Raw genomic sequence first — 25095 nt, 5'->3', positions numbered from 1 at the left:
CGATGCCCGCATTGATTCGCATCCCCAGTGTTCTGCTGCTGTCCCTGGCCTGCGCCCAGGCCATGGCGGCGGCGCCGGCCAAGGCGCCTGTACGCGGCCCGGCCACTGAGGAACTGGCGCTGGAACCGGTGATGGCCGGCGAGTTCGCGCTGCAGGCCGGCAAGCTGGCCGAGGCCGCGCGCTGGTACCTGCAGGCGGCCCAGCAGACCGACGGCGATGCCGGGCTGGCCGAGCGCGCCACCCGTATTTCGATGCTGGCCAACGATGACGCCAGTGCCGCCAAGGGCCTGGCCCTGTGGCAGCAGCGTGCGCCGGATTCGTTGACCCTGCGCAGCGCCGCCGGTGCGCTGGCCATGCGCCAGGGCGATGTGAAGGCGGCCCGCAGCGCGTTGCAGGCCCTGCTGGCCGACCCCGACGAGCGCGGCTGGAAGTTCGCCCTGGCCGCACTCATCGGCGGTGGCCGCGACCCGGCGGTGCCGGCGCAGGTGCTGGGCGAGCTGGTCGATGCCAATGCGATTCCAGCGAAGATCGAGGCCTGGCAGGAGTTCGGCCGTCTCGCCCTGCGCATGGACAAGCCCGAACTGGCGCGGCGCATGATCGATGAAGTGGTCAAGCGCTTCCCCGAAGAACCGCGTGTGGCGCTGTTGCGTGCCAGCCAGCTGCAGCAGGCCGGCGAGACCGACAAGGCCCTGTCGCTGCTGCACGACGTCGAACCGAAGACCCGCCAGGACCCCGAGCTGCGCAACGCGGTGGCCATCGCCTATGACAGCCTCGGCCAGCCGGCTGCGGCCGAGCGTGTGCTGGCGTTCGGCCCGCAGGACGTGCAGACCTGGGGCATGCGCGCCTCGCTGCTGGCCAAGCAGGGCGACAAGGCGGCGCTGTCCAACCTGTACAACGAACTGTCGCGGCAGGCGGCCAAGCCGGACCCGGCGCAGCGCCTGCTGCTGGGCAAGATCGCCGAGTACCTGAAGCGCTACCCCGAGGCGGTGCAGTGGTACCACAGCGTGCCCGGCGGTGATGAGCTGAGCGAGGCGCGCCTGCGTGCGGCCAACGCCCAGGCCCTGGCCGGGCGCCTGCCGCAGGCCCTGGATGAAGTGCACGCGATCCAGTCCGACGCGGTGGTCGACGACGATGTGCGCCGTGACGCCTATCTGCTGGAAGCCGAACTGCGCCAGCGTGGCGACGACAGCGCCGGTGAACTGGATGCGCTGGCCCGCGGCCTGGCCGCCTACCCCGATGACAACGGCCTGCTGTACGCACGTGCGCTCACCTGGGAGCGCCGCGACGACATCCCGCGTGCCGAGGCCGACCTGCGCAAGATCCTGGTGACCGACCCGGAAAACGTGCCGGCGCTGAACGCGCTGGGCTACACCCTGGCCGACCGTACCGGCCGCCTGCAGGAGGCGCTGGAGCTGATCGACCGCGCCCGCGTGGCCGAGCCGGACAACGCCGCCATCGTCGACAGCTATGGCTGGGTGCTGTATCGCCTGGGTCGCAAGGAAGAGGCATTGGTGCAGCTGCGCCGGGCCTGGACCCTGGCCAAGGACCCGGAGATCGCCGCCCATGTCGGTGAAGTGCTGTGGGTGCTGGGCAAGCATGACGAGGCCCGCCATTTCTTCGAGGAAGCGGCCAGGCTCGACCCTGAAAACCGCGCGCTGCTGCGCGCCCGCGAGAAATTCAATCCATGAGTGTTTCCCTGATCCGGCCGCTGCTGCTGGCGGCTGCGACCTTGGCGGTGACCGCCTGTACCAGCGTGGGTACGCAGAAGACCGCGCCACCGGCCGTGGTCCAGACGGTTTCGGCCGAAGCGGCACAGGCCGAAGCGGCCCGCGTGGCGGCCCTGCACGCGCAGCCGGAGTGGGCCTTCCAGGGCCGGGTTGCGGTCAGCAAGGGCAAGGACGGCGGCAGCGGTCGCATTGACTGGAAGCAGGACGGCCGCCGCTACGTGGTCGAACTGAGCGCGCCGGTGACCCGGCAGAGCTGGAAGCTGACCGGCGACACCCATTCCGAAGCCGGCCGCCTGGAAGGGCTGTCCGGCGGTCCGCGCGATGGCGAGGACGCCCAGCAGCTGCTGCTGGAGGCGACCGGCTGGGACATCCCGGTCAACCAGCTGCCGGAGTGGATCCGTGGCCTGGTGGCCGGCGACGCCGCCGGTCCGGAGGCGGTCGAACGCGACGCTGACGGCCGGCCGCGCCGCATGCAGCAGATGGGCTGGCAGGTGCAGTACCTGGACTGGTACCCGGCTGAGAGCGGACGCCCGGCGCTGCCACGCCGGATCGAGGCCAGCAATGGCGACGCCAAGGTGCGCCTGCTGGTGGACCAGTGGGGGCAGGGCACGCCATGAGCGGGGCTGCCGACGACGCGGGCTGGTCCTGGTGGCCGGCCCCGGCCAAGCTGAACCTGTTCCTGCACATCACCGGCCGCCGGGCCGACGGCTACCACGAGCTGCAGACCGTGTTCCGCCTGCTGGACTGGGGGGACCGCATCGGCCTGCGCCTGCGTGAAGACGGCCAGGTGCATCGGCAGGGCGAGGGCCTGGCCGGCGTGGCCGAAGCCGATGACCTAGCGGTGCGGGCCGCGCGCCTGCTCCAGGAAGCGACGAAGGTCGCGCAAGGTGCTGACATCATCGTCGAAAAGCACGTTCCTGCCGGTGGTGGGTTTGGCGGCGGTTCGTCCGACGCGGCCACCGTGCTGGTGGTACTGAACCGGCTCTGGCGTGCCGGCCTGGATGAAGATGCCCTGGCCGCGCTGGGCCTGCGCCTGGGCGCCGACGTGCCGGTGTTCGTGCGCGGGCGCAACGCCTGGGCCGAAGGGGTGGGCGAGCGCCTGCAGCCGATCACGCTGGCCCCGGCCTGGTATGTGGTGGTTGAACCGGGCGTTCATGTTCCCACGCCGGTCCTCTTTGCAGACCCGGATTTGACGCGCGACAGCCCAGTGGCGAAAATAGAGGACTTCGCTTCCGGGACCCTGGTCGGGAACGCGTTCGAACCGGTGCTGCGCCGCCGTGAGCCTGCCGTCGAGGCCGCGCTCGCTGCGTTGAGCGGCATCGGCACGGCGCGGCTGACCGGTTCGGGAAGTGGTTGTTTCGTCGAGTTCGCATCGCAGTCTGCCGCAGAGCAGGGACGGTCGAAGTTGCCGAAGGAGTTGCGGGCAAGGGTGGCAGCGGGCGTTGCGCGTTCGCCACTGCTGGATGCACTCGAGCAACACTGATTTATCAATGCAGGGGCGTCGCCAAGAGGCCCAAGGCACCAGGTTTTGATCCTGGCATTCGTAGGTTCGAATCCTACCGCCCCTGCCAATAGCGGCTGTGTCCGCGCCTTCCAGCGCATCGCCCGCGCGGGACGTGGATACAACCGCGGTGTTGTCAGCAGCAAGGGTCCATCGGGGTCCTTGCCGACTCCGGATCCCCGCCACTCGTCCCCGCCCGAGACAATCATGATGCAAGAGTCCCCGAACCTGCTGGTCTTTTCCGGCAACGCCAACAAACGTCTGGCGCAGAACATCTGCAAGGAACTGGGGGTTCGCCCGGGCAAGGCGCTGGTCTCGCACTTCTCCGATGGTGAAGTGCAGGTGGAGATCGAGGAGAACGTCCGCAAGCAGGACGTGTTCGTGATCCAGCCGACCTGTGCGCCGAGCGCGGAAAACCTGATGGAACTGCTGGTGCTGATCGACGCGCTCAAGCGCGCATCGGTGGCCAGCGTGACCGCCGTGGTGCCGTACTTCGGCTACTCGCGGCAGGATCGCCGCATGCGTTCCTCGCGCGTGCCGATCACCGCCAAGCTGGCGGCGAAGATGTTCAGCACCGCTGGCGCTGATCGCGTGCTGACCGTCGACCTGCACGCCGACCAGATCCAGGGTTTCTTCGATATTCCGGTGGACAACGTGTATGCGTCCCCGCTGCTGCTGGCCGACATCTGGCGCGCCTACGGCACCGAGAACCTGATCGTTGTGTCGCCGGACGTGGGCGGCGTGGTCCGCGCCCGTGCGGTGGCCAAGCGCCTGGATGACGCCGACCTGGCGATCATCGACAAGCGCCGCCCGCGTGCCAACGTCTCCACCGTGATGAACATCATCGGTGACGTCGAAGGCAAGACCTGCGTGATGGTCGATGACATCGTCGATACCGCCGGCACCCTGTGCGCCGCTGCCGCTGCCCTGAAGGCGCGCGGTGCGCTCAAGGTCGCCGCCTACTGCACCCACGCGGTGCTGTCGGGCCCGGCGGTGGACAACATCACCAATTCCCAGCTCGACGAGCTGGTGGTGACCGACACCATCCCGCTGAAGGACGCGGCGCGGGTGTGCAGCAAGATCCGCCAGCTGAGCGTGGCGGAAATGCTGGCCGAAACGATGCGCCGCATCGCCTTCGGCGAGTCGGTCAGCTCGCTGTACGTCGACTGAGTTTTTCGCCCCTGCCGGCAACGGCGGGGGCATACCCGGATGCTTCTGGTCGCGGAAGCATCTTCAACCGCCACGCCGCAGGGCGCGGCAACAACCTGAGTAGTCGAAAATGTCGAAGACCCATGAAATCAAGGTCACCAAGCGTGAACTGCAGCGTAAGGGTGCGAGCCGCCGCCTGCGTCACGCCGGTGTGATCCCGGCCATCGTGTACGGCGGCAACGCCGAGCCGGTCGCCATCAGCCTGGATCACAACGAAATCTGGCTGGCCCAGCAGAACGAGTGGTTCTATGCCTCGATCCTGGACCTGAACCTGGATGGCCAGGTGCAGAAGGTCCTGCTGCGTGACATGCAGCGCCACCCGTACAAGCAGCTGATCATGCACCTGGACTTCCAGCGCGTGAACGAGAACGAAGCCCTGACCGCTTCGGTCCCGCTGCACTTCGTCAACGAAGACACCTCGCCGGCCGGCAAGGCTGCCGACGTCGTGGTCACCCACGAACTGAAGGAAGTGACCATCACCTGCCTGCCGAAGGACCTGCCGGAGTCGATCGAAGTCGACCTGGGCGAGCTGAAGGCCGGTGACGTGGTGTACCTGTCCGACATCAAGCTGCCGAAGGGCGTGGAAATCCCGGCCCTGGCGCTGGGCAAGGACCACGACGACGCCATCGTCACCGCCAAGGCCGGCAAGGCCGACGAGGCTGACGAAGAAGCGGCTGCCGCCGAGTAATACCGTTACGGTGCCTGCCTCCGGGCAGGCACCGTACTGGAAGGAACCATGGCAGGACTGCGACTGATCGTCGGTCTGGGCAACCCCGGATCGGAACACGCCCGGACCCGGCACAATGCCGGGTTTCATTTCGTTGAGGCCCTGGCGGAAAAAGCCGGTGCGCGATGGAATGTGGACAGCAAGCTGTTCGGTGAGACCGCCAAGGTCGAGATCGCCGGGCAGACGGTGTGGCTGCTCAAGCCCGCCACCTTCATGAACCTCAGCGGCAAGTCGGTCACCGCTGCGCAGCGGTTCTGGAAGATCGAGCCGGAGGAAACCCTGCTGGCCCACGACGAGCTGGACCTGCCGCCCGGTGCGGCGCGGCTGAAGTTCGACGGTGGCCACGGCGGCCAGAACGGCCTGCGCGACACCATGCGCCTGCTGGGCCACGGCAGGTTCCATCGCCTGCGCGTGGGCATCGGCCATCCCGGCCACAAGGACCGCGTAGTGGGTTGGGTGCTCGGCCGCCCGTCCAAGGAGGATGACGTGCTGATCGCACGCGCCATCGACGATGCGATCGACGTGCTGCCGCTGGCGGTGCAGGGCGATTTCAACGAAGCGATGAAGCGGCTGCATACCCCGAAATAACCGGTAGGTACCGACCGCTGGTCGGTACGGAGCCAACCAGACCGGTAGGTACCGACCGCTGGTCGGTATGGAGTCAACCAGACCGGTAGGTACCGACCGCTGGTCGGTATGGAGTCAACCAGACCGGTAGGTACCGACCGCTGGTCGGTACGGAGTCAACCAGACCGGTAGGTACCGACCGCTGGTCGGTATGGAGTCAACCCGACCGGTAGGTACCGACCGCTGGTCGGTACGGAGTCAACCCGACCGGTAGGTACCGACCGCTGGTCGGTATGGAGTCAACCCGACCGGTAGGTACCGACCGCTGGTCGGTACGGAGAATGATTGGAAAAGCAGCGCCCACGTCGCTGTTTCCCCAATCACTTTCACCCCAGAGAGCTGTCACCCATGGGTATCAAATGCGGCATCGTCGGCCTGCCCAACGTCGGCAAGTCGACCCTGTTCAATGCGCTGACCAAGGCGGGCATCGCCGCGGCGAACTTCCCGTTCTGCACCATCGAGCCGAACGTCGGCATCGTGCCGGTGCCGGATCCGCGCCTGAACGAGCTGGCGGGCATCATCAACCCGCAGAAGGTCATCCCGACCGCGGTCGAGTTCGTCGACATCGCCGGCCTGGTCGCCGGTGCCGCCAGCGGTGAAGGCCTCGGCAACAAGTTCCTGGCGCACATCCGCGAAGTCGATGCCATCACCCACGTGGTGCGCTGCTTCGAGCACGGTGACATCGTGCACGTGGCCGGCAAGGTCGACCCGATCTCGGACATCGAAACCATCGACACCGAGCTGGCGTTGGCCGACCTGGACAGCGTCGAGAAGGCGCTGAACCGTGCCGAGCGCGCGGCCAAGGGCGGCGACAAGGATGCGGCGGCGCGCAAGCCGGTGCTGGCCAAGCTGCAGGCGGCACTGTCCGACGGCAAGGCCGGTCGCTCGGCCGGACTGGACGACGAGGAAAAGGCGCTGGTGCGCGACCTGTTCCTGCTCACCCTGAAGCCGGTGATGTACATCGCCAACGTGCTGGAAGACGGCTTCGAGAACAACCCGCACCTGGACGCCGTGCGCGCGCACGCCGCCGCCGAGGGCGCGCAGGTGGTGCCGGTGTCGGCCGCGATCGAAGAAGAGCTGTCCCAGCTCGACGACGAAGACCGCGATACCTTCCTGGCCGACCTGGGCCTGAGCGAGCCGGGCCTGAACCGCGTGATCAACGCGGCCTACAGCCTGCTCGGCCTGCAGACCTATTTCACTGCCGGCGTGAAGGAAGTCCGCGCGTGGACCGTGCGCAAGGGCGCTACCGCTCCGCAGGCTGCCGCCGTCATCCACACCGACTTCGAGAAGGGCTTCATCCGCGCCGAAACCATCGCGTATGACGACTTCATCAAGTACAAGGGCGAAGCCGGCGCCAAGGAAGCCGGTCGCCTGCGCCTGGAAGGCAAGGAATACCGCGTGCAGGAAGGCGACATCCTGCACTTCCGCTTCAACGTCTGATCCAGCGGCATCGGATCGGCCCCGGACGCCCCGCCTTGTGCGGGGTGTCTGCGTTTCTGGCGATGGACAAAAATTCACCATGCTGCGAAACGCTTGCGGCGTGATGTTCGCCGGCACTTGTCCACAGCAAACTCCCATCGCTTTCCACGCCGGGTGTGGAAAACCGGCGAAGCCGATGTAGCGCCGAGCCCATGCTCGGCTGCGATGGACGGAGCCGAGCGTGGACCCGGCGCTACGCACCTCAATCATTCCGCGTGGACAAAATTTCGCCACGCATCGAAACGCTTGCGTGGCAACATTCCCACCCACTTGTCCACATCAAATCCCAACCGCTCTCCACGGCGCATGTGGAAAACCGCGGATGGGCATGGATAAAAATTCACCAGCCTTTCAAACGCTTGCGCCGCAACGTTCGCGGTCACTTGTCCACATCAAGTCCGCATGGCTTTCCACGCGGCGTGTGGAAAAGCGCCCGGCACTCCCTTGCCGGGCACGTCCCGCATCACCAGGTGTACGACACGCCCAGCTGGGCACCGACATCGCGGAAGCCCATGCCACCGCTCTGCCGGCTCAATTCACCCCAGCCGCGCCAGCCACCGGACAGATCCACCTGTACACCGGCCTTGGCTTCGTAGATGTCGCGCGGCAACGGCCGCTGCAGGCGCTCGCCGTCCATCGCCAGGCCCGCGCCATTGCCGCCGGACCACCAGTTCACCGCCACGTACGGGTGCACCTGGCCCTGCGCCGGGCTCAACCCACGGCTGTAAAGACGCAGGCCGAGGCGCGTGCTGGTGTCGCCACCGCCATGGTCTTCGACCACCGTGCCGTTGGCTTCGATCAGCCGGTCGCTGTCGTAGCGGCTGTGCACCACCTGCAGCTGCGGTTGCAGGTAGACGCCACGCTGCGCGGTCTGGCGCAGCGGCAGCACGTAGCCGGCCTCGGCCGACGCGCTCCAGTTGCGCGCGTCATAGCGCTCCTTCTGCAAGCCATCGCCCTGCACGCTGTTGCGGAAGCGGCCGTACTGCAGCCAGCCATCCACATAGGCGCCACCGCGCATCTGCGCATCCTGCAGCCAGGTGGCATAGGCACCGACGCTGGTGCCGGTGACCACGCCGCGTGCGGTGTAGCCGGTCAGCTGCGAGCGGCTGTCATTGCGGGCGCGGCCGTGGCCAAGCATCGCACCTGCCTGCAGTTCGCCGGTACCGCCCACTTCGAAGCGGCGTCCGACGCCGACCAGCACACTGCTGATCTGCCCATCGACGTGCACCTGGCGGTTGCGGTCGTGGCTGTCCGGCTGCGCGCTGCGCAAGTGCATCCAGGCCACGGCATCGCTGCTTGCGCCGGCCTCGGCGGCGGGATCACCGGCGCGGTCGTGCAGGCTGTGCCGGAACATGCCCAGCGCGGCGTTGCGGTTGGCCAGGTAGGCCGCCGGTTCCGGGCGTTCCACCTGCGGGCGCGGCGGATCGATCGGCGGTTCCGGTGGCAGCGGCGGATCGACCGGCGGTTCCGGCGGCAGTGGCGGATCGATCGGCGGTTCCGGCGGCGACGGCGGATCGACCGGGGGATCGGGTGGCTGCGGCGGATCAACCGGCGGCTCCGGCGGATCGACCGGCGGCACGTATTCCGAACGCAGGTACCAGTTGCCGTCATCCGGGGTCGACACGCCGCCCTTGAACAGGAAGTAGTCGTAGGCACCGGCAACCGCGCGGCCCTGCAGGCTGAACTGTGCATCCGACTGGCCAGCCACGGTGATCAGGCGGATGCCCTCCTGGGTCAGTGCTCCGGCGCCGCCGGCGTTGCGCACGCTCACGTTGGCAGTGCCGCTGCTGTTGCCGTTGATCACTAGTTGGTCGCCGAGCGAGGTGTCGTCACCCAGTGCGCGGTTGAAGATCCACTGGCCACCGTTGCCCACGTAGTCGCCGCTGACAGTGACGGTCTTGAAGTCGCCGGCCGTCGGCGCATCGAAGGCGATGGTGCCGGCGTGATCGAGGGCGCCGACGCTGGAACTGGCACGCACGTTCCATTGGCTGCTGCCATCCAGCGACAGCTGCGCGACCTGGTAGCCGGAATCGCTGCGCAGGGCACCGCTGAAGAGCGTGCCGTTGCCCAGCAGCAGGTGGACGTCGGCGGTTGCGCTGTCGACCACCACGTCGCCGCGCAGCGTGCTGGCGTCGGCGTTGAAGTCGATGCGGCTGGTCGCCACGCTGCTGCCGTCGGTGAACACCGTGTCGCTGATCCGCAGCAGCCGGCCGTCGCCATCGCCGGCGGTCACCTCGCTGCCCTTGACGGTCAACGCATGATTGCTGCCCTGCAGCCAGAACGCGGCGCCGCTGGCGGTCTCGATATGGCTGTCGTTGAAGGTGGCGCGGTTCCAGTAAGGGCCGAACGCGGTCAGGTACGAACGATAGCCGCCGCTGTTGCTGCCGGTCATGCGGATGTCCAGGCGATCGGCCTGGGTCAGCCGTGCGGTGTTCATGTGCACGATGCCGAACACGTTCTCGCCGTCGCCGCGGATCGCGACGCTGTCGAGCAGCGCGGTGGCGGTGGAGCCCCCGATGAACACGCCGCCGCCGCCGTCGCCGCGCACATCGATCACGTTGCCGGTGGCTTCGATGCGGCTGGCGGAGCTGCCGGTGGAGCCGGTCACGCGAACACCATAGGTCGCATCGCCGTGCGTGGTGATCCGGCCGCCCTGCACCGTGGCGGTGCCGCCGTAGATCTCCACGCCATGGCCGTAGCTGTCGGTCCAGGTGTCGACGCTGCTGTCGGTCAGCTGCAGGCGCGACGCATCGCTGGCCAGCCAGAAGCCGGAATATCCTTCGCGTACATCGAAGGTCGCGTCGCGGGCGGTCAGTTCGCCCCAGCTGTTGATGTTCACGCCATAGCCGCCGACGGTGAAGAAGCTGCCGCCGTTGATCACCGCGCTGGAATAGGTCTTGCTGAGGGTGCTGCCGAGCAGTCGCATGCTGCCGCCCACCGAATGGGCTTCCACGTTCTCCAGCAGCAGGCTGCCGCCGCTGTCGATATCGAACCAGCCGCCCTGCAGGTAGGTGTCGTACAGCTCGGCGCGGCTGCCCACGCCGTCGGCCGCCACGCCGGCAAGGATGCCACCGGGGGCGAGGGTGATGCGGCTGTTGCGGATCGTCAGCAGGCCGGCGCTGTCGGCGCGCAGGCGGGCACCGCCGTCGGCGCTCATCTGCAGATCGGCCAGGTGCAGTTCGCTGCCCTTGCCGGACGCACCGGCCAGCGTGCCACCGGTCCCGGTCATTGAAAGACGGCCCCCGGCATAGTGGATCACGCCACCGTTGTAGGCCTGCACGCTGCCGAATCCGCTGCCGTTGCGGGTGGCGTCGATGTCGACGTCGCGTGCGTCGATCACACTGCCAGCGCCATTGGCGTACAGCGCATAGAAGCCCGTACCGGTGGCCGGCGCGATCGACAGCGTCGCGTTGCGCAGCTGCACCTGTCCCCCATTGCTGGCGGACACGGCGCTGCCACTGCCGGTCACGTTGATACGGCTGCCGTCGATCACCGCCTGGCTGCCCGCACCGGTGACGGTCAGCGCAAAGCTGCCGGCGGCATGGGTGAGGACATCGTCCGCACCGAGTTGCAGGGTGTTGCCGTCGCTGACCTGCAGTGGGCCGGTCAGATCGGCGGCGTGGACCGGCAGTGCCGCCCACAGGGCGGTCGCCAGCAGGGTGGGAAGGAGCGGGGCAGGCGCGCGGCGCGCGCGCCCGGACGCACGGCGGCGCCGTGTAGGGGAGGCGTACATGCTGTTGGACTTCCTGTGGCAGGGCGCAGCACGGCTGCGCGAACTGGCGCGGCAGGGCCGCGTCGCTGCGGAAGCCACATGCGATGGCGGCTGCAGGCGCCATCGGGCTTCCGTCCCCCACGGCGACGCAGTGCTGCTGGCACGCGCACCATGGCGGGATGCATCCAGCCTAGAAATCGGCGCCGTCCTATGGAATCAGGCGTTTCCTAAAGCCACTGTGGCCCGCGTACATCACCCGCGCGATTCAGCCCGGAGTCGGTCTCAGGCGAACAACGAGGCCTGCAGGCAGTACTCGATCAGCGCCTGGTCGCTGTCCACGCCGAGCTTGCGCATCGCGCTGATCTTCTGCGTGCTGACCGTCTTGGCACTGCGTTGCAGCTGTCGTGCGATCTCGCCCACGCTCATGCCGCCGGTGAACAGGCGGATCACTTCCAGCTCGCGCGGTGACAGGCGCGCACGCACGGCCTCGGCATCGGCCGGTTCACCCGCGTCTACCGGCAGCAGGCCCGGGGGCCGGTAGACCCGGTCGGCCAGCACCACGCGCAGGGCCTGTACCAGGCTGCCCAGTCCATGGCTCTTGAGCACCACGCCGCCGGCGCCTGCGGCATACATCGCCGCCACCAGCGACGGGTTGGATACCATCGTCAGCACCAGCAGGCGTGTCTCCGGAAAGCTGCGGCGCAGGAACGAGATCAGCTTGATGCCGTCCCCGAAGCGATCACCCCCGGGCATGCTGTAGTCGGTGATCACCGCCTGTGGCCGGGTCCGGGTCATCAGCTCGATCAGCGTCGCCGGGTCGGCCGCTTCGCCCACGACCTCCAGGTCCAGTTCCCCAGCCAGCACGTCGCGGATGCCGGCAAGCACGATCGGGTGGTCGTCGGCGATGAGGATCCGTGTGGTCATGGCAGGGCCGGGTCGTCGGGAAGGGAGGGGGATGCGGGGTCAAGCAGGGGGTGCAGCAGTTGTTCGAGGCGCCGCTGGAAGCCGGCAAGCGGGGCCGCCTGGGTCGCCAGGTCAGCGCCGCCCGCCAGGGCATGTTCGATCTGCAGGCCGCGGTCCACCAGGGCTGGCGCGCCGACGATCACCAGTGCGCCGCGGATGCGATGCAGTACCTGCACCACGCGTGCGGGGTCGGCGGCGGCGATCGCCTGGCGCAGGCTGTCCAGGTCGCCCCGCATGGTCTGCACGAACAGCGCCTGCATCCTGTCCGGAACCTGCAGTGGCGCATCATCATCATCGCGCGCATCGGCGGAGTCCGGGCTCTCCGGCAGCGCCTGGACGCCTGCGTCGCCCTGGCTGATCCGGGTCAGCAGGCGCTGCAGGGCTTCCAGCGTGATCGGCTTGACCAGTACGCCCTGCATGCCTGACTCCTGGCAGCGTTGTCGCTCGGCCGGGTCGGCGTTGGCGGTGGCGCCGTGGATCGGTACGCGGGCACCGCGCGCGCGCAGGGCACGGGCCAGGCCGTACCCATCCATGCCGGGCATGTTCAGGTCGGTCAGCACCAGCGCGAACGCACCCTGCTGCCAGTAGCCCAGCGCTTCATTCCCATCGCTGGCGACCACGGCGCGGCAGCCCAGCTGCTCCAGCTGGTCGCGCAGGATGGCCTGGTTGATCGGATTGTCCTCGGCCACCAGCACCTGCAGGCCGAAGCGCCGCGGCAGGGGCAGGCGTCCGTTGGCACTGGCCGCCAGGGGCTGGCCTGCGGCGGCGGCCAACGCCATCACGATCGCATCGAACCGATGCAGTCCCACCTGCCAGAAGCCATCGATCAGCCGGGGCCGCACGCCGCCGTCGCGGCAGGCGACAACGCGCGCGCCACCGGCCCAGTGTGGCCGCGGGCCGTCCAGGACCAGGTCAAGCAGTACCGCAGCCGCTGGCAGGCCCGTGGCGCTGTCTTCCCGGTACGCGCCGGCGTGCGCGCCGCGCTGCTGCAGGCGCTCGCACAGCGACTGCACCAGCTCGCGCACATTGCCGCGCACCTGCACCTGCAACCCCGCCGGCAACTGCGGTGCCGGGCATTGCTGCGGATCCGCCGGCGCCGGGGACAGCGGCAGTTCGACGCTGAAACTGCTGCCCAGGCCACTCTCGCTGACCACGCGCAGCTGGCCTTCCATCAACGCCACAAGGTGCGCACAGATGGCCAGGCCCAGGCCGGTGCCGCGCATCGCGTCGGTGCCCGGGTTGGCCTGGAAGAAGGGCTCGAACAGATGCGCCTGGTGTTCACTGGCAATGCCGATGCCGGTATCGGCCACCTGCCACTGCAGCCAGCAGCGCTGTGCCTGCCAGCGTGCCGACACGCGCACCACCACGCGCCCGCTGTCGGTGAACTTCAGCGCGTTGCTGATCAGGTTGTTGAGCACCTGGCGGATCCGTGCGGCGTCACCGCATACCCTGGAGGGCACGTCGGCATCGATGCAGGCGTAGAACTGCAGCCCCTTGCTGGCGGCCGCGGCGGCGTACGAGTCGAGTGCATCTTCGGTCAGCCGGACCGGATCGAACGGGCTGGGCTCCAGGCTCAGTTGTCCGGCCTCGGCCTTGCTGACATCGAGGATGTCGCTGATCAACTGCATCAGGGTCGAGGACGAACGCTGGATCGTGGCGAGGTACTCCTGCTGCCGCGCATCCAGCGGCGTGAGCCCCAGCAGTTCGAGCGTACCGAGCACGCCGTACAGCGGCGTGCGGATCTCGTGGCTCATGGTGGCCAGGAACTGGCTCTTGGCGCGGTTGGCCTGGTCGGCAGCGCGACGCGCCTGCTGCAGTACCTGTTCGGCCTCGTGCTGGCTGCTGAGATCGATGAACAGGCACAACACCGCCGGCTCGCCGCGATAGCGCGCCGGTGTCGCCGTCACCAGCAGGTGGCGATCTTCAGGCGTGGTGTAGGCCAGTCCGTCGCCGAGGGTGGTGCCGCCAGCGGCCAGCACGCTTTGCCGCCAGGGGCCATGCCAGCCGCCTGCGTGATGGTCCTCGCCCAGCCAGCGGCGGGCGAGGGCGTTGTCCAGCAATACCGTGCCATCGTCGCGCCGCAGCAGGCACAGCCCGATCGGTGCGTTGTCCAGGATGGTGCGGCTGAAGGCCTCGCTTTCCAGCAGGCGCGCGTGGTGGCTGCGCAGCGGCTCGATGACCGAACGCCGGTACGCGCGCAGCAGCAGCGTGCCACCCAGCGCCAGCAGCAGGGCCGCCACCGTCGCGCCGAGCAACGGCCCTTGCGGGTGCTGGAATACCTGGCGCCAGCTGACGTGGTAGACCGCCTGCCAGCCGCGCTCGCTGCGCATGCGGAACTGCAGGCCGTCCAGGCCGGCCCGCGTGGCGGTGCCGGTGTCGCTGGCGTCTGCGGCATCGCCCAGCAGGCGCTGGCCCTCAGGATCGAACAGCGACAGCCGCTGGAACACCGGGACACCCAGCACCTGGCGGTAGTCATCAACACGCGCCGGATCCAGCAGGCACGCCAGCGCGGCCTGTGAATCCCGGCCATCCTCCCCCCACAGCCGCGCATCCTGTGGGGCGTGCGCGATGGCCAGCAGGCGGGTCTGGCGGTCGCGCCACGGCACGCTCACCCAGGCGATGCCGCCACGCCGCAGCGCGGGCCGCGTGGCCAGCGCCCGGTGGATGTCGGCGATCGCCGGGCGCAGGTGATGCGGGCTGTTCTGGCCGGCGTCATGACGGCCGACCTGCACCGGTGCCAGCAACCCGCGCGTGCCCTGGCCGTTGACCAGCAGGCATTGCGGCGGTGGGTAGCGCGAGGCCGACCAGAACGTGCCATAGAAGCGCAGGAAACGGTTGCCCAGTTCGGACGGCGGCGAAGGGCTGGCGCCCTCGCTTCCGACCATCGCAAAGTGCGCGAACAGCGGGCCGTGTTGCAGTTCGCCGCTGGCATCGGCAAGCGGTGGCCCCTGCATGCCGACGTCATGCAGCCGCCATTGGCGCAGGAAGCGCTCCTGCTCGCGCAGCGTGCCGTCCAGGCGGCGGAAGTGGAACTCGATCTTGCTGCGCTCTTCGTTCAGCAGCTGCGAACCGGCCGACAGCAGCAGTCCGGCCTGCAGGGTCGCCAGTGCCACCACGCCGATCAGCACGGCATGGACGCGCAGCGAGCGGCGGGCGAGTCGGCGGACGGGAGCGGCCTCGGCCGGCATGGCAGGTCTCGGAGCAGGGGGCGCACAGCGGCACCGGTAGCAGCAGCGGCACAGGTCCCCCCGCCGCAGCGCAGACAGGATCATCAATGCCGCTTGATGGTTTCGTGAAGCCGCCGCGGAGCCGGCGTCAGCGCAGCGCGGCCCGCAGGCGGTCATCCACAGGGCGCTTCCTCGTCCAGCAGGCGGGTGAACTCGTCCGACGGCAGCGCCTGCGAGATCAGGAAGCCCTGCACCTGGCTGCATCCGAGCTGACGCAGTGCGGCCAGGTCCGCATCACTTTCCACGCCTTCGGCCACGATGGTCAGGCCCAGTTGGTTGGCCAGTGCGATCACCGTCGACAGGGTCAGGTGCAGGGCAGGATCACGGGCGCAGCCGCTGACCAGCGCGCGGTCGATCTTGACCTCGGTGAAGGGGGTATTGACCAGATTGTGGACCGAGCTCAGGCCCTGCCCGAAATCATCCTGGGCCAGGCCGAAGCCTTTCATGCGCAGCCGGCAGGCCCCGGCATAGAAATCACTGACGTGCCGCGTGGTGCTGTTCTCCATCAGCTCGAAGCACAACTCACCGGGGCTGCCGCCGTGGGCCAGGGTCAGCGCCAGCAGTTCATCGGGCAGGTCCGACTGTTCCAGCAGATGAGGCGGCAGGTTGATCGATACCGGTACCCGGAAGCCCTGTTTGCGCCAGCGTGCCTGTGCGCTGATGCTGGCCTTGAGCATCATCCGCAGCAGCTCGCCCTCCAGCCCGTGGCGGCAGATCGCCGGCAGGAAGCTGCCAGCGGCCAGCGTGCCCAGCTGCGGATGGCGCCAGCGCACCAGGGCTTCGGCCGCCACCACCCGTCCGGACTGCAGCGATTTCTTCGGCTGGAACCAGGCCGTCAGGCTGCCGTCGGCCATGGCCTGGCGCAGTTGGGATGCGTCCGGTTCGGGCGCTGCCGGTGCGCGCGCGGGAACCTCGCCGGCGGCCGGACGCGCCTGCGCCAGGGCCTCGAACAGGGCGTCCACGTCGGCCGCCGCCACCGGCTTGGGCAGCAGGCCGATCACATCCAGCCCCAGCGATTCGGCCATGAGCCGTGCCGAGGTCATCATCCGCCGCGGCGCCGCACTGACCACCGCAAGGCGCGGCGGACGCGGCTGGGCCGCCAGGGCCTGGATGAACTGGATGCCGTCCTGCCCGGGCATCAGCAGGTCACTGACCACCAGGTCGTAGGGCTGGCACGCACACAGCGCGATGGCCGCCTCGACGTCTTCGCAGGCATCGACCTGGACGTCGGCGCGGCTGCCGAACAGGTTGGCCAGGAAGCCACGCTGGAAGGCCTGGTCTTCCAGGATCAGGACACGCTGGGTCATGCGGGGTCTCCTTGGCGCAGGGCGGTGAGTGCCTTGCGCAGGCGGGCGATGTCGATGGGTTTGCTCAGGTAGCCCTGCATGCCACTGGCCAGGCAGCGCTCGCGTTCCTCGGCGGTGGCATTGGCGGTGGCGCCGATCACCGGCACCAGGCTGCCGTCATCGCGCAGCTGGCGGGCCAGTGCGTGGCCGTCCATGCGCGGCATGTTGATGTCGGTCACCACGAGGTCGAAGCACTGATCGCGGCACCGCTGCAGGGCTTCCACGCCGTCCTGGGCCAGCTCCACCTCGCAGCCCAGGGTGCGCAGCTGCTCGGCCAGGATCACCCGGTTGATCGGATTGTCCTCGACGGCCAGCACGCGCAGGCCCAGCGGCATCGGTGGCGCCAGGCGGGCGGGCTCCGGCTGCGCCGCACGTTGCCGCTGCACGTTGGCCAGCGCATTGCCGATCGCGGCCATGCCGTGCAGGGTCACCACCAGGCTGCCATCGGCCGCGACGATCGGCTGGTCACCGCCCTCGATCGACGCCACCACGCGCGGTCCTGTCCACGCCAGCGGCATCCCGGCTTCGCCATCGAGCAGGATCGCGCCATCATGGTCCAGCAACGCCGGGTCGCCCTGCAGGGGCTGTGCGTTGGCGCCCCAGCGACGAAGCCATCCACAGGCACTGTCGACCAGCTCGCGGTTGCGGCCGCGCACCAGGATCGGCGGCTCCGGCAGCAGCGCGGGGCCGTCTTCGGCGGCGGCCAGGACCGGCAGCGGCAGGCGGACGCTGAAGCTGCTGCCCAGGCCCGGCTCGCTCACCACCTGCAGTTCGCCGCTCATCAGGCGCACCAGGCGGTCGCTGATGGACAGGCCCAGCCCGGTGCCCTGCGCGCTGGCCGCACCGCGCACCTGCCGGAACGGTTCGAACAGGCGTGCCTGCTCCTCAGCGGGGATGCCGACGCCGGTGTCGGTGACCTGCCAGGCCAGCACGCTCGAATCGCCTTCGCGCTGGACCTGGCGCACGCGCAGTACCACCCGGCCATGCTCGGTGAACTTGATCGCGTTGCTGAGCAGGTTGGCCAGCACCTGGCGGATGCGGTCGGCATCACCGAGCACCCGCGTCGGCAGGCGCGGATCGGTGCAGACCAGGACCTGCAGGCCCTTGCAGGTGGCCGACGCGGCGAAGCTGCGCAGCACGCTCTCGGTCAGTTCGCGCGGCGAGAACGCCGCCGGTTCCAGGCTGAGCTGTCCTGATTCGATCTTGGAAACATCCAGCACGTCGCTGATCAACTGCAGCAGGACCGATGAAGAGCTCTCGATGGTGCGCAGGTACTGCGACTGCCGGGCATCCAGTTCGGTATGCCCCAGCAGTTCCAGCGTGCCCAGCACGCCGTACAGCGGGGTGCGGATCTCATGGCTCATGGTGGCTAGGAACGCGCTCTTGGCCTGGTTGGCCGCATCGGCGGCCTGGCGCGCCGACGACAACGCGGCCTGGGCCTGGCGGTGCCGGGAAATATCATGGAAGACGCACAGCAGCACGTCGTCGCCCTGGTAGCGGCAGGCCGCGTGCAGCACCTGCAGCTGGCGCCCGTCGCGGGTGGTGAACTCCAGCCCACGCCCGCGTTCGCCGGCGTGCCCGCGCCACGGAGCCTGCCAGTCGCTGTGCTCGCCTTCTTCGCCCAGCCAGTCGCGCAGCAGCTGGTTGGACAGCAGCAGCGCGCGGTCGTCGCGGCGCAGGACGCAGATGCCGACCGGTGCCATGTCGATCACCGTCGAACTGAAATCCAGGTTCTCCAGCAACCGGCGGTGCTGCTGCAGGGCCGGCTGGATCAACTGGCGGTCCACGCGATGCTGCAGCAGGTGCAGCGCGACGCCGGCCAGCAGCAGCAACAGGAGGCAGACCAGCAGAGGCGCGGCCAGGTCACCCAGCAGCAGTGGCGGCGGCAGGTGGTAGACCAGCCGCCAGCCATCGCTGCCGACGCCCTTGACCAGCGCTACGCCACGCGGCAGTCCGCCGCTCCACAACGTGCCGAAGCTGTCGTTCTGGCGCTGTTGAAGGGTCGTCCAGCCCGCGCGGTCCAGCCGCGGCGCCTGGCTGGACAGTGCGGGCTGTCCAGCACGGTCCAGCAGCGCGTAACCGCCGATGCCCTGGCCATCGATCATCCCCGCCGCTGCATCGTCATCAAGCAGCAGTACCAGCCACTGCGCCGGCTGCGGACCGGCCTGCACCGGCTTTGCCAGTGCAACGCCACGCTCACCCGGGCGCAGCCAGTACACCGGGTCCGCGCCCTCCAGGCTGCCGTTGCGCGCCTGCAGTGCACGCAGCGATGGCAGGCGCGCCAGGTCGACGTCGACCGCGTCGCCGGCCAGCCAATGTGCACCTCGCGCATCGACCAGCAGCAGGTGCGTCTGCAGCGCCTGCAGCGTGTGCTCGGCGCGTGCCGACAACAACAGTCGCTGGCCCGGCTGGCCGCCGGGGCCATCCAGCGCCACCTGGCGCATGCCTTCGCTGTCCGCAGTGGGCGCATCCGGGCGGCCGGCCAGCACCGAATCGCCCAGGTACCGCAGCAGGGCTTCGCGCTGGTCGAAATAGATCTGGGCCTTGTAGGCGGCGGCATTCATCTCGCGGCGATGGGTCGAGATGTCCTCGGTGAACGCCGTGAGCAGGTAGAAGCCGGCCGCCGCAGCCAGGCAGAGGAAGACGCACACGGTCAGGCAGCGCAACAGCACCGACGCGGTGGCCGATGGCACGGTCTGCTGCAGCGAAGGGCGGGGAAAGCGGAACATGCAACGATGCTAGGGAGCGGCGCGGAAGGCGCGGAATCAGCCGTTTCCTAAAATCCCCTGCGGCCGGGCAGGGCTGAAGCACACGCGCAGGTGCCGTTCAGGTGGCGGAAAAAAAGAACCCCCGCCGGAGCGGGGGTCTTCTGTGTCTGCGCTGGCCGGGCGCTTACAGAGCGCTGCCACCGAACTTGTGGGTGTACTGCAGGTTGATCGTGCGCCCCACGCTGTCGAACCAGGACACGTCGTAGTACGGGTATGCAGTGTAGGTACGGTCCTTCGGCGGCATCTTGTTGAACACATTGACCACCGACAGCGACAGGCGCGAATGGTCGTCGACGCGGTACTGCAGCGATGCGTTGTAGCGGTAGGTTGCCTTCACGTACGGGCTGTCACCGCTGTCCCAGTCGAACACCTGATCGTAGCTGTCCGAGGTCGGCAGCTTGCCCAGGCGCGAACCGTACACCGTCGCCGACCACGCATCCTTTTCCCAGGTCACGCTCAGGCCGGTCTTGGTGCGTGGGATGTCGAAGCCGCTGTTGACTGCGAACTGGTCTTCGCTGCGGTCGCCCGGGTAGCGCTGGAAGTCATGCTTCTTCACCCAGGTGTGGGTGCCGTTGAAGATGAAATCGCCGATCCCTGTCTGCAAGCGGTAGCGCAGGCCGACGTCGATGCCGGAGGTGGACTCGCGGGCGACGTTGATCGGCTCCACGCGCACGCCATACAGGCGCCCGTCGTTGCTGCGGGTGATGCGGGCCAGCGCGTCCACGCAGGTCGGCGAGGTGACGTCGGCGCTGCCCAGGCGGCAGTTCGCTTCGTTGGCCAGGATCGTGCGCACATCCATGTCCTGCACCTGGTTGCGCATGTCGATGTCGAACCAGTCCACCGACAGGTCCAGGCCGATTGCCGGCGACCAGACCACGCCGGCGCTCCACGAGGTGCTGGTTTCCGGGTTGAGCTGGCGGTTGCCGGTGCGGCTGCGGATCAGGTTGCGCTCGTAGTCGGCACAGTCGCTGGCACCGTCGGCGCGGCAGCTGTACAGGTCTTCGGCGCTGGTCTCGTCGTTGCCCGGGCCGGCGAATACATAGTGCAGGTCAGGCGCACGGAACGCGGTGCCATACGAACCGCGCACCAGCAGCGTGTCGATCGGGCGCCATTCCAGGCCGCCGCTCCAGGTGGCCTTGCCGATGGTGTGACCGGAATAGCGGTACTGGTCGTAGCGGCCGGCCACGCTCAGGTTGACGGTCTCGTGCAGCGGCATGCGCAGCTCCGCAGCGGTCGCCCAGCGGTTGCGCGAACCGTTGCCGTCCGAATCCTTCCAGCTGTAGTAGTAGTACTCGGTCGCCAGCGGATCGGGATTCAGCGAGTAGGCCTGCTGGCCCACTTCCACGGTCGCGGCAAACCCGGCGTCGCCACCGGGCAGGGCGAACAGGGCCGAATTGGTCAGGGTGAAGGCGGCGGTCTCCGTGCGCGACTTCGGGGTGTAGGTGGTACGCGCGGCGATCGCGTCGTACTCGGCGCGGGTCAGTGGCCGGTACAGGCGCGACGGGTCGGCGTTGTAGATCGGGAAACCGTCGTCATCCACGCCCAGCTGCGGGCCGAGGAACAGGTCATTGGCCTTGGCGGCAATGATCTGTGCCCAGCTGATCCGCGACTGGTACTGCGAATGGCTCAATGCCGCTTCGTAATCCCAGTTGCCGGCCAGGTTGCCCTTGAAGCCGGTGGTCACGCTGAAGGTCTTCTGCGTGCTGCGCACCATGGCATTGCGCAGGCCACCCATTTCCTCGGGCGAGAACTGGCGCTGCCAGAACTCGATCTCGCCGGTCGCTTCGTTGTTGAAATACCCCGACTCGTCGCCGTTGGCGTCCATGCGGCCCCACTTGGTGACGTCGCGCATCAGCGACATCGTGTGGTAGCCCAGCTGCACGTCGGCGAACCACTGCTGGCCATTGTCGAAGTCGTACCTCAGCGACGCGTAGCCGTTGGCACCGCGGCGCTTGCTGAGGATGGTGCCATAGCCGATCGAGCTGTCACTGCCACAGTAGTAGCCGTACCTCGGGCGATAGGCGCGATAGGTGCTGCCCTGGTTCTGGCCGGACAGCGCTTCGCAGGTGGCCGCGCCCGGGTCCAGGTAGTCATCGTTGTAGTCGGTGCGCAGGTAGGCACGGCGCGCGATGCGCGAGCCCTCGGTGGGGCCATCCTGGGTCGAGTCCTGGATGTCACGCTCATAGGCCCACAGCGGGGTCTGCGACTGCAGTTCGACGCTGTAGACGGCGTTGAAATTGCCACGGCTGAAACCGCTGGCCAGGCTCATGTCGAACGACTCACCGCCGCCTTCGGTGGTGGTGCCCATGCGCATGTCGATGGTGGTGCCGTCGGCCTTTTTCTTCAGGATGAAGTTGACCACGCCGGCGATCGCGTCCGAACCGTAGATGGCCGACGCGCTGCCGGTCAGCACTTCGATGCGCTCGATCATTCCCAGCGGGATGTTGGAGACATCGGTGAAGTTGCTGCGGCCCTTGAACGGCATCGGGAAGTCGGCGATGCGGCGGCCATTGACCAGCACCAGCGTATGGTTCGGGCCCAGGCCGCGCAGGTCCACCTGCTGCGCGCCCGGCGAGAAGTCGGCGCCACTGGAGGACTGCGGGCTCTGCGTCTCACCGCCGTTCTGGGTCATTGCACGCAGCACGTCCGGCACGCTGGTGAAACCGCTGGAGCGGATCTGCTCGGCGTTGATCACCGTGATCGGGGCCGGGCCTTCCACCTGGGCGCGCGGAATGCGCGAGCCGGTGACCTGCACCGCGTCCAGTTGTTGAACCGAAGAGGAAGCCGGTGCCTGGGCCGCCGCGGAAGCAGCCACGCCCATCAACGCCAGCTGGATCGACCACGCCATCGCCTGTCTACGCATGAGGAATTCTCAAAAATGATGCCGGCCCGCAGAGGAGGGGCCCTGTCCCCCATTCATATTTCTGGAATGGGCGCGCGCATTTAACGCCTTTTTCATGTCCTTGACTACCGGGTGTCTATCTGGCAAAGAGTGAAAACGCTTGCAAGTCGATTTTGTTCAGGGAGATCAAGATGCGACCCCTCTGCAGTCTCCGGCGCGGTGCCTTCCTCTGGCTGCTGTCGCTGGTCCTGGCCTGGCCGTCCGCGAGCCCTGCCCAGGACCTGCAGGGACCGGGCTTCGCCTACTACGAAGTGGGTGACCTGGAGGCGCCGAGACCCGGTCCGCGCGTACCGGCGATGATGCTGATGGGCGGTGGCGAATGGGTGCCCGAGGCCTTCCAGTGGTGGCTGAAGCAGGCCGGCCATGGCCGCGTGCTGATCCTGCGGGCCTCCGGCAAGGACGAGCTGCAGGACCGTCTCTATCACCAGATCGGCGGCACCACCGCCGTGCAGACCCTGGTCTTCGACAGCCGTCGCGGCGCCGACGATCCGGCGGTGCTGCGGGTGGTGGCTGCAGCCGATGCGATCTTCATTGCCGGCGGCGACCAGTCGCGCTACATCCGCTTCTGGAAGGGCACCGCGCTCAACCGCGCGCTCAACGCGCATGTGCGCGCCGGCAAGCCGATCGCCGGTACCAGCGCCGGGCTCGCCATCCTGGGGGGCTATGCCTACGGCGCGATGGACGGCGGCAGCATCACCTCCGCCGGCGCCCTGGCCGACCCGATGGGCCGCGCGGTGACCCTCGACAGCGGCTTCCTGCAGATGCCCTACCTGCAGCGCGTGGTCACCGACACCCATTTCGACAAACGCGACCGGCTCGGACGCCTCATCGTGTTCGTGGCCCGTGCCGCGCTGGAGAGCGGCGACCCCGGCATCGTCGGCATCGGCGTCGACGAGGACACCGCCCTGTGCGTGGAGCCCGATGGCCAGGCACAGGTCTACAGCGCCGACGGCCAGGGCCGGGTCTGGGTGGTCAGCCCCGGCCGCGGTGCCGATCGTCTGGTCGAGGGCGAACCCCTGCGCTTCCATGCCGTGCCGGTAACGGTGGTCGCCAGTGGCAGCCGCATGCGGCTGGACGACGTCCAGGCCGATGCCGATTACCAGGCCGTGGCCGACATCAGCGACGGCGAGATTGAGTTCACGCTTCGGTAGGGCCGGCCGCTGGCCGGCAACACACCTTCCCCGATGCGCCCCGTGCCGGCCAGCGGCCGGCGCTACCCTGCAATCCATTCCCTCGTCCTGCTGGAGATGTACCCGATGAAACTGCGTCTGGCCCTGTGTGCGCTGCTGTCCCTGCCGTTGCTGGCCCAGGCCGCCCCAGCGGTCTCGCCGCTGCTGGTCATCCACGGCGGCGCCGGCGTCGAGCGCAGGGACCTGTCGCCGGCCGAAGAGAAGGCTGCGCGTGATGCGTTGCGCGCTGCGCTGCTGAAGGGGCATGCCGAACTGGCGGCCGGTCGCCCGGCGCTGGCCGCGGTCACTGCGGCAATCACCGTGCTGGAGGACGATCCGACCTTCAACGCCGGCAAGGGCGCGGTCTTCACCCATGACGGCCACAACGAGCTGGACGCCGCCGTGATGGACGGCGCCACCCAGGCCGCAGGCGCGGTGGCCGGCGTGCAGCGGGTGCGCAACCCGATCCTGCTGGCACAGACCGTGATGCAGAAGTCCAGGCACGTGATGATGGTCGGGCAGGGCGCCGAAACCTTCGCGGCCGAGCAGGGCATTGCCCTGGTGGATCCCTCCTACTTCCGCACGGAGAAGCGCTGGCAGCAGCTGCAGCGCGCACTGAAGGAAGAGGCCAGCGGCCAGGCCCATGCCGACCTGGAGACCGCAAGGCACTTCGGCACCGTGGGCGCGGTCGCGCTGGACGCGCAGGGGCACCTGGCCGCCGGCACGTCCACCGGCGGCATGACCAACAAGCGCTACGGTCGCGTGGGTGACTCGCCGATCATCGGCGCCGGTACCTGGGCCGACGCGCGCTGTGCGGTGTCGGGCACCGGCTGGGGCGAGTACTACATCCGCACCGCGGCCGCGCACGAGATCTGCGCGCGCATGCGCTACCAGGGGCAGACGCCGGAGCAGGCCGGCAAGGGCGTCATCAACCAGGCGATTCCGCAGTTGGGCGGCGACGGCGGCGCGATCGTGCTCGGCGCCGATGGAAAAATGGCCGCGCCGTTCAACACCCAGGGCATGTATCGGGGCTGGATCGGCGCCGACGGCGTTCCCCATGTCGCAATTTTCGCCAGCGAGGCACTGCCGGCTCCCGGGCAATAACCTTGCGTATCAATGGGTTTGCGACGACGTGTGAAAAAGATGGAAAAAAGCGTTGACAGCCCCTCGTCCCATCAGCAGAATAAGCGGCTCACCACCACACACCGCAACGCTTCGGCGGCAACGGGACGGGGTGGTAAGGAGGGATACCCAAGCGGCCAACGGGGGCAGACTGTAAATCTGCTGGCTTACGCCTTCGGTGGTTCGAATCCACCTCCCTCCACCAGTTTCACGTTGTGACATTCCCGGCGCGGGAGTAGTTCAATGGTAGAACCTCAGCCTTCCAAGCTGATGGTGCGGGTTCGATTCCCGTCTCCCGCTCCATTGAATGAACTTTGAATAGTATCGAGTTCATGTCATAATGCAAAACTCGGCTCACGTAGCTCAGTCGGTAGAGCACTTCCTTGGTAAGGAAGAGGTCGAAGGTTCGATTCCTTTCGTGAGCACCATCTTAAGCATCACCTCTCAGACGAATTCGAGATAAGCAGCCATGGCCAAGGGTAAGTTCGAGCGCACCAAGCCGCACGTCAACGTCGGCACCATCGGTCACGTCGACCACGGCAAGACCACGCTGACCGCCGCACTGACCAAGATCGGTGCCGAGCGCTTCGGTGGCGAGTTCAAGGATTACTCCTCG

General features: G+C 68.2%; 16 protein-coding genes and 4 tRNA genes. 14 read left to right on the top strand and 6 right to left on the bottom strand.

Going from position 1 to position 25095, the window contains the following annotated elements; genetic code table 11:
- Window positions 1-2: 2 nt before the first annotated feature.
- The 8 genes from AC5P9C_RS18325 to ychF all read left to right on the top strand — a co-directional run bounded on the left by AC5P9C_RS18325 (window position 3) and on the right by ychF (window position 7231).
- On the top strand, window positions 3-1688 hold the full coding sequence (locus AC5P9C_RS18325) for a tetratricopeptide repeat protein (protein WP_180995919.1): 1686 nt from the start codon (window positions 3-5) through the stop codon (window positions 1686-1688).
- Window positions 1685-2344, top strand: coding sequence for a lipoprotein insertase outer membrane protein LolB (lolB, locus tag AC5P9C_RS18320; protein ID WP_057493424.1), 660 nt, complete (start codon window positions 1685-1687; stop codon window positions 2342-2344). Before AC5P9C_RS18325 ends, lolB begins: the two co-directional genes overlap by 4 nt.
- Window positions 2341-3210 carry a 4-(cytidine 5'-diphospho)-2-C-methyl-D-erythritol kinase gene (ispE, locus tag AC5P9C_RS18315; RefSeq protein ID WP_049468720.1) on the top strand — a complete coding sequence of 290 codons (870 nt, stop codon included), beginning with the start codon at window positions 2341-2343 and terminating at the stop codon, window positions 3208-3210. Before lolB ends, ispE begins: the two co-directional genes overlap by 4 nt.
- 11 nt (window positions 3211-3221) lie before the next feature.
- Window positions 3222-3298, top strand: a tRNA-Gln gene (locus tag AC5P9C_RS18310).
- A gap of 140 nt (window positions 3299-3438) precedes the next feature.
- Window positions 3439-4398: a ribose-phosphate diphosphokinase gene (locus AC5P9C_RS18305; RefSeq protein ID WP_005415400.1), complete on the top strand. Its 960-nt coding sequence runs from the start codon at window positions 3439-3441 to the stop codon at window positions 4396-4398.
- Window positions 4399-4507: 109 nt separating this feature from the next.
- Complete coding sequence (locus AC5P9C_RS18300; RefSeq protein WP_005408191.1) at window positions 4508-5125, top strand: 50S ribosomal protein L25/general stress protein Ctc; 618 nt, start codon at window positions 4508-4510, stop codon at window positions 5123-5125.
- Between the two features lie 48 nt (window positions 5126-5173).
- Window positions 5174-5752 (top strand): aminoacyl-tRNA hydrolase, encoded by a 579-nt coding sequence (gene pth / locus AC5P9C_RS18295; RefSeq protein ID WP_049468722.1) that lies wholly within the window; start codon window positions 5174-5176, stop codon window positions 5750-5752.
- 387 nt (window positions 5753-6139) lie between these two features.
- On the top strand, window positions 6140-7231 hold the full coding sequence (ychF, locus tag AC5P9C_RS18290; RefSeq protein WP_049464661.1) for a redox-regulated ATPase YchF: 1092 nt from the start codon (window positions 6140-6142) through the stop codon (window positions 7229-7231).
- A 502-nt stretch (window positions 7232-7733) separates the two neighbouring features.
- Here the strand turns inward: ychF and AC5P9C_RS18285 are convergent.
- The 6 genes from AC5P9C_RS18285 to AC5P9C_RS18260 all read right to left on the bottom strand — a co-directional run bounded on the left by AC5P9C_RS18285 (window position 7734) and on the right by AC5P9C_RS18260 (window position 22149).
- Entirely contained in the window at window positions 7734-11003 is a 3270-nt protein-coding gene (locus AC5P9C_RS18285) for an autotransporter family protein (RefSeq protein ID WP_414615228.1), read from the bottom strand.
- A gap of 261 nt (window positions 11004-11264) precedes the next feature.
- The gene (locus tag AC5P9C_RS18280) at window positions 11265-11906 is read right to left on the bottom strand and encodes a response regulator (RefSeq protein ID WP_130768565.1); all 642 of its coding nucleotides are present in this window, start codon (window positions 11904-11906) and stop codon (window positions 11265-11267) included.
- On the bottom strand, window positions 11903-15133 hold the full coding sequence (locus AC5P9C_RS18275) for a hybrid sensor histidine kinase/response regulator (protein ID WP_414615227.1): 3231 nt from the start codon (window positions 15131-15133) through the stop codon (window positions 11903-11905). Before AC5P9C_RS18275 ends, AC5P9C_RS18280 begins: the two co-directional genes overlap by 4 nt.
- A gap of 152 nt (window positions 15134-15285) precedes the next feature.
- On the bottom strand, window positions 15286-16479 hold the full coding sequence (locus AC5P9C_RS18270; protein ID WP_049464669.1) for an EAL domain-containing response regulator: 1194 nt from the start codon (window positions 16477-16479) through the stop codon (window positions 15286-15288).
- Window positions 16476-19247, bottom strand: coding sequence for a response regulator (locus tag AC5P9C_RS18265; protein WP_414615226.1), 2772 nt, complete (start codon window positions 19245-19247; stop codon window positions 16476-16478). The genes AC5P9C_RS18270 and AC5P9C_RS18265 overlap by 4 nt, the downstream gene beginning before the upstream one ends.
- 163 nt (window positions 19248-19410) lie before the next feature.
- Entirely contained in the window at window positions 19411-22149 is a 2739-nt protein-coding gene (locus AC5P9C_RS18260) for a TonB-dependent receptor plug domain-containing protein (protein WP_414615225.1), read from the bottom strand.
- Window positions 22150-22319: 170 nt separating this feature from the next.
- On the opposite strand from AC5P9C_RS18260, the gene AC5P9C_RS18255 reads away from it, so the two are divergent.
- The 6 genes from AC5P9C_RS18255 to AC5P9C_RS18230 all read left to right on the top strand — a co-directional run.
- Window positions 22320-23339, top strand: coding sequence for a cyanophycinase (locus tag AC5P9C_RS18255; protein WP_343543325.1), 1020 nt, complete (start codon window positions 22320-22322; stop codon window positions 23337-23339).
- Window positions 23340-23444: 105 nt separating this feature from the next.
- On the top strand, window positions 23445-24461 hold the full coding sequence (locus AC5P9C_RS18250) for an isoaspartyl peptidase/L-asparaginase family protein (protein ID WP_495205236.1): 1017 nt from the start codon (window positions 23445-23447) through the stop codon (window positions 24459-24461).
- Window positions 24462-24598: 137 nt separating this feature from the next.
- A tRNA-Tyr gene (locus AC5P9C_RS18245) sits at window positions 24599-24684 on the top strand.
- A 24-nt stretch (window positions 24685-24708) separates the two neighbouring features.
- A tRNA-Gly gene (locus AC5P9C_RS18240) sits at window positions 24709-24782 on the top strand.
- Between the two features lie 49 nt (window positions 24783-24831).
- A tRNA-Thr gene (locus AC5P9C_RS18235) sits at window positions 24832-24907 on the top strand.
- 41 nt (window positions 24908-24948) lie between these two features.
- A partial coding sequence (locus tag AC5P9C_RS18230) for a GTP-binding protein (RefSeq protein WP_230078978.1) occupies window positions 24949-25095 on the top strand: 147 nt, incomplete at its 3' end.

Source organism: Stenotrophomonas sp. YJH_SMC_10 (assembly GCF_059371555.1).
This window is presented reverse-complemented; position numbering and strand designations above follow the sequence as displayed.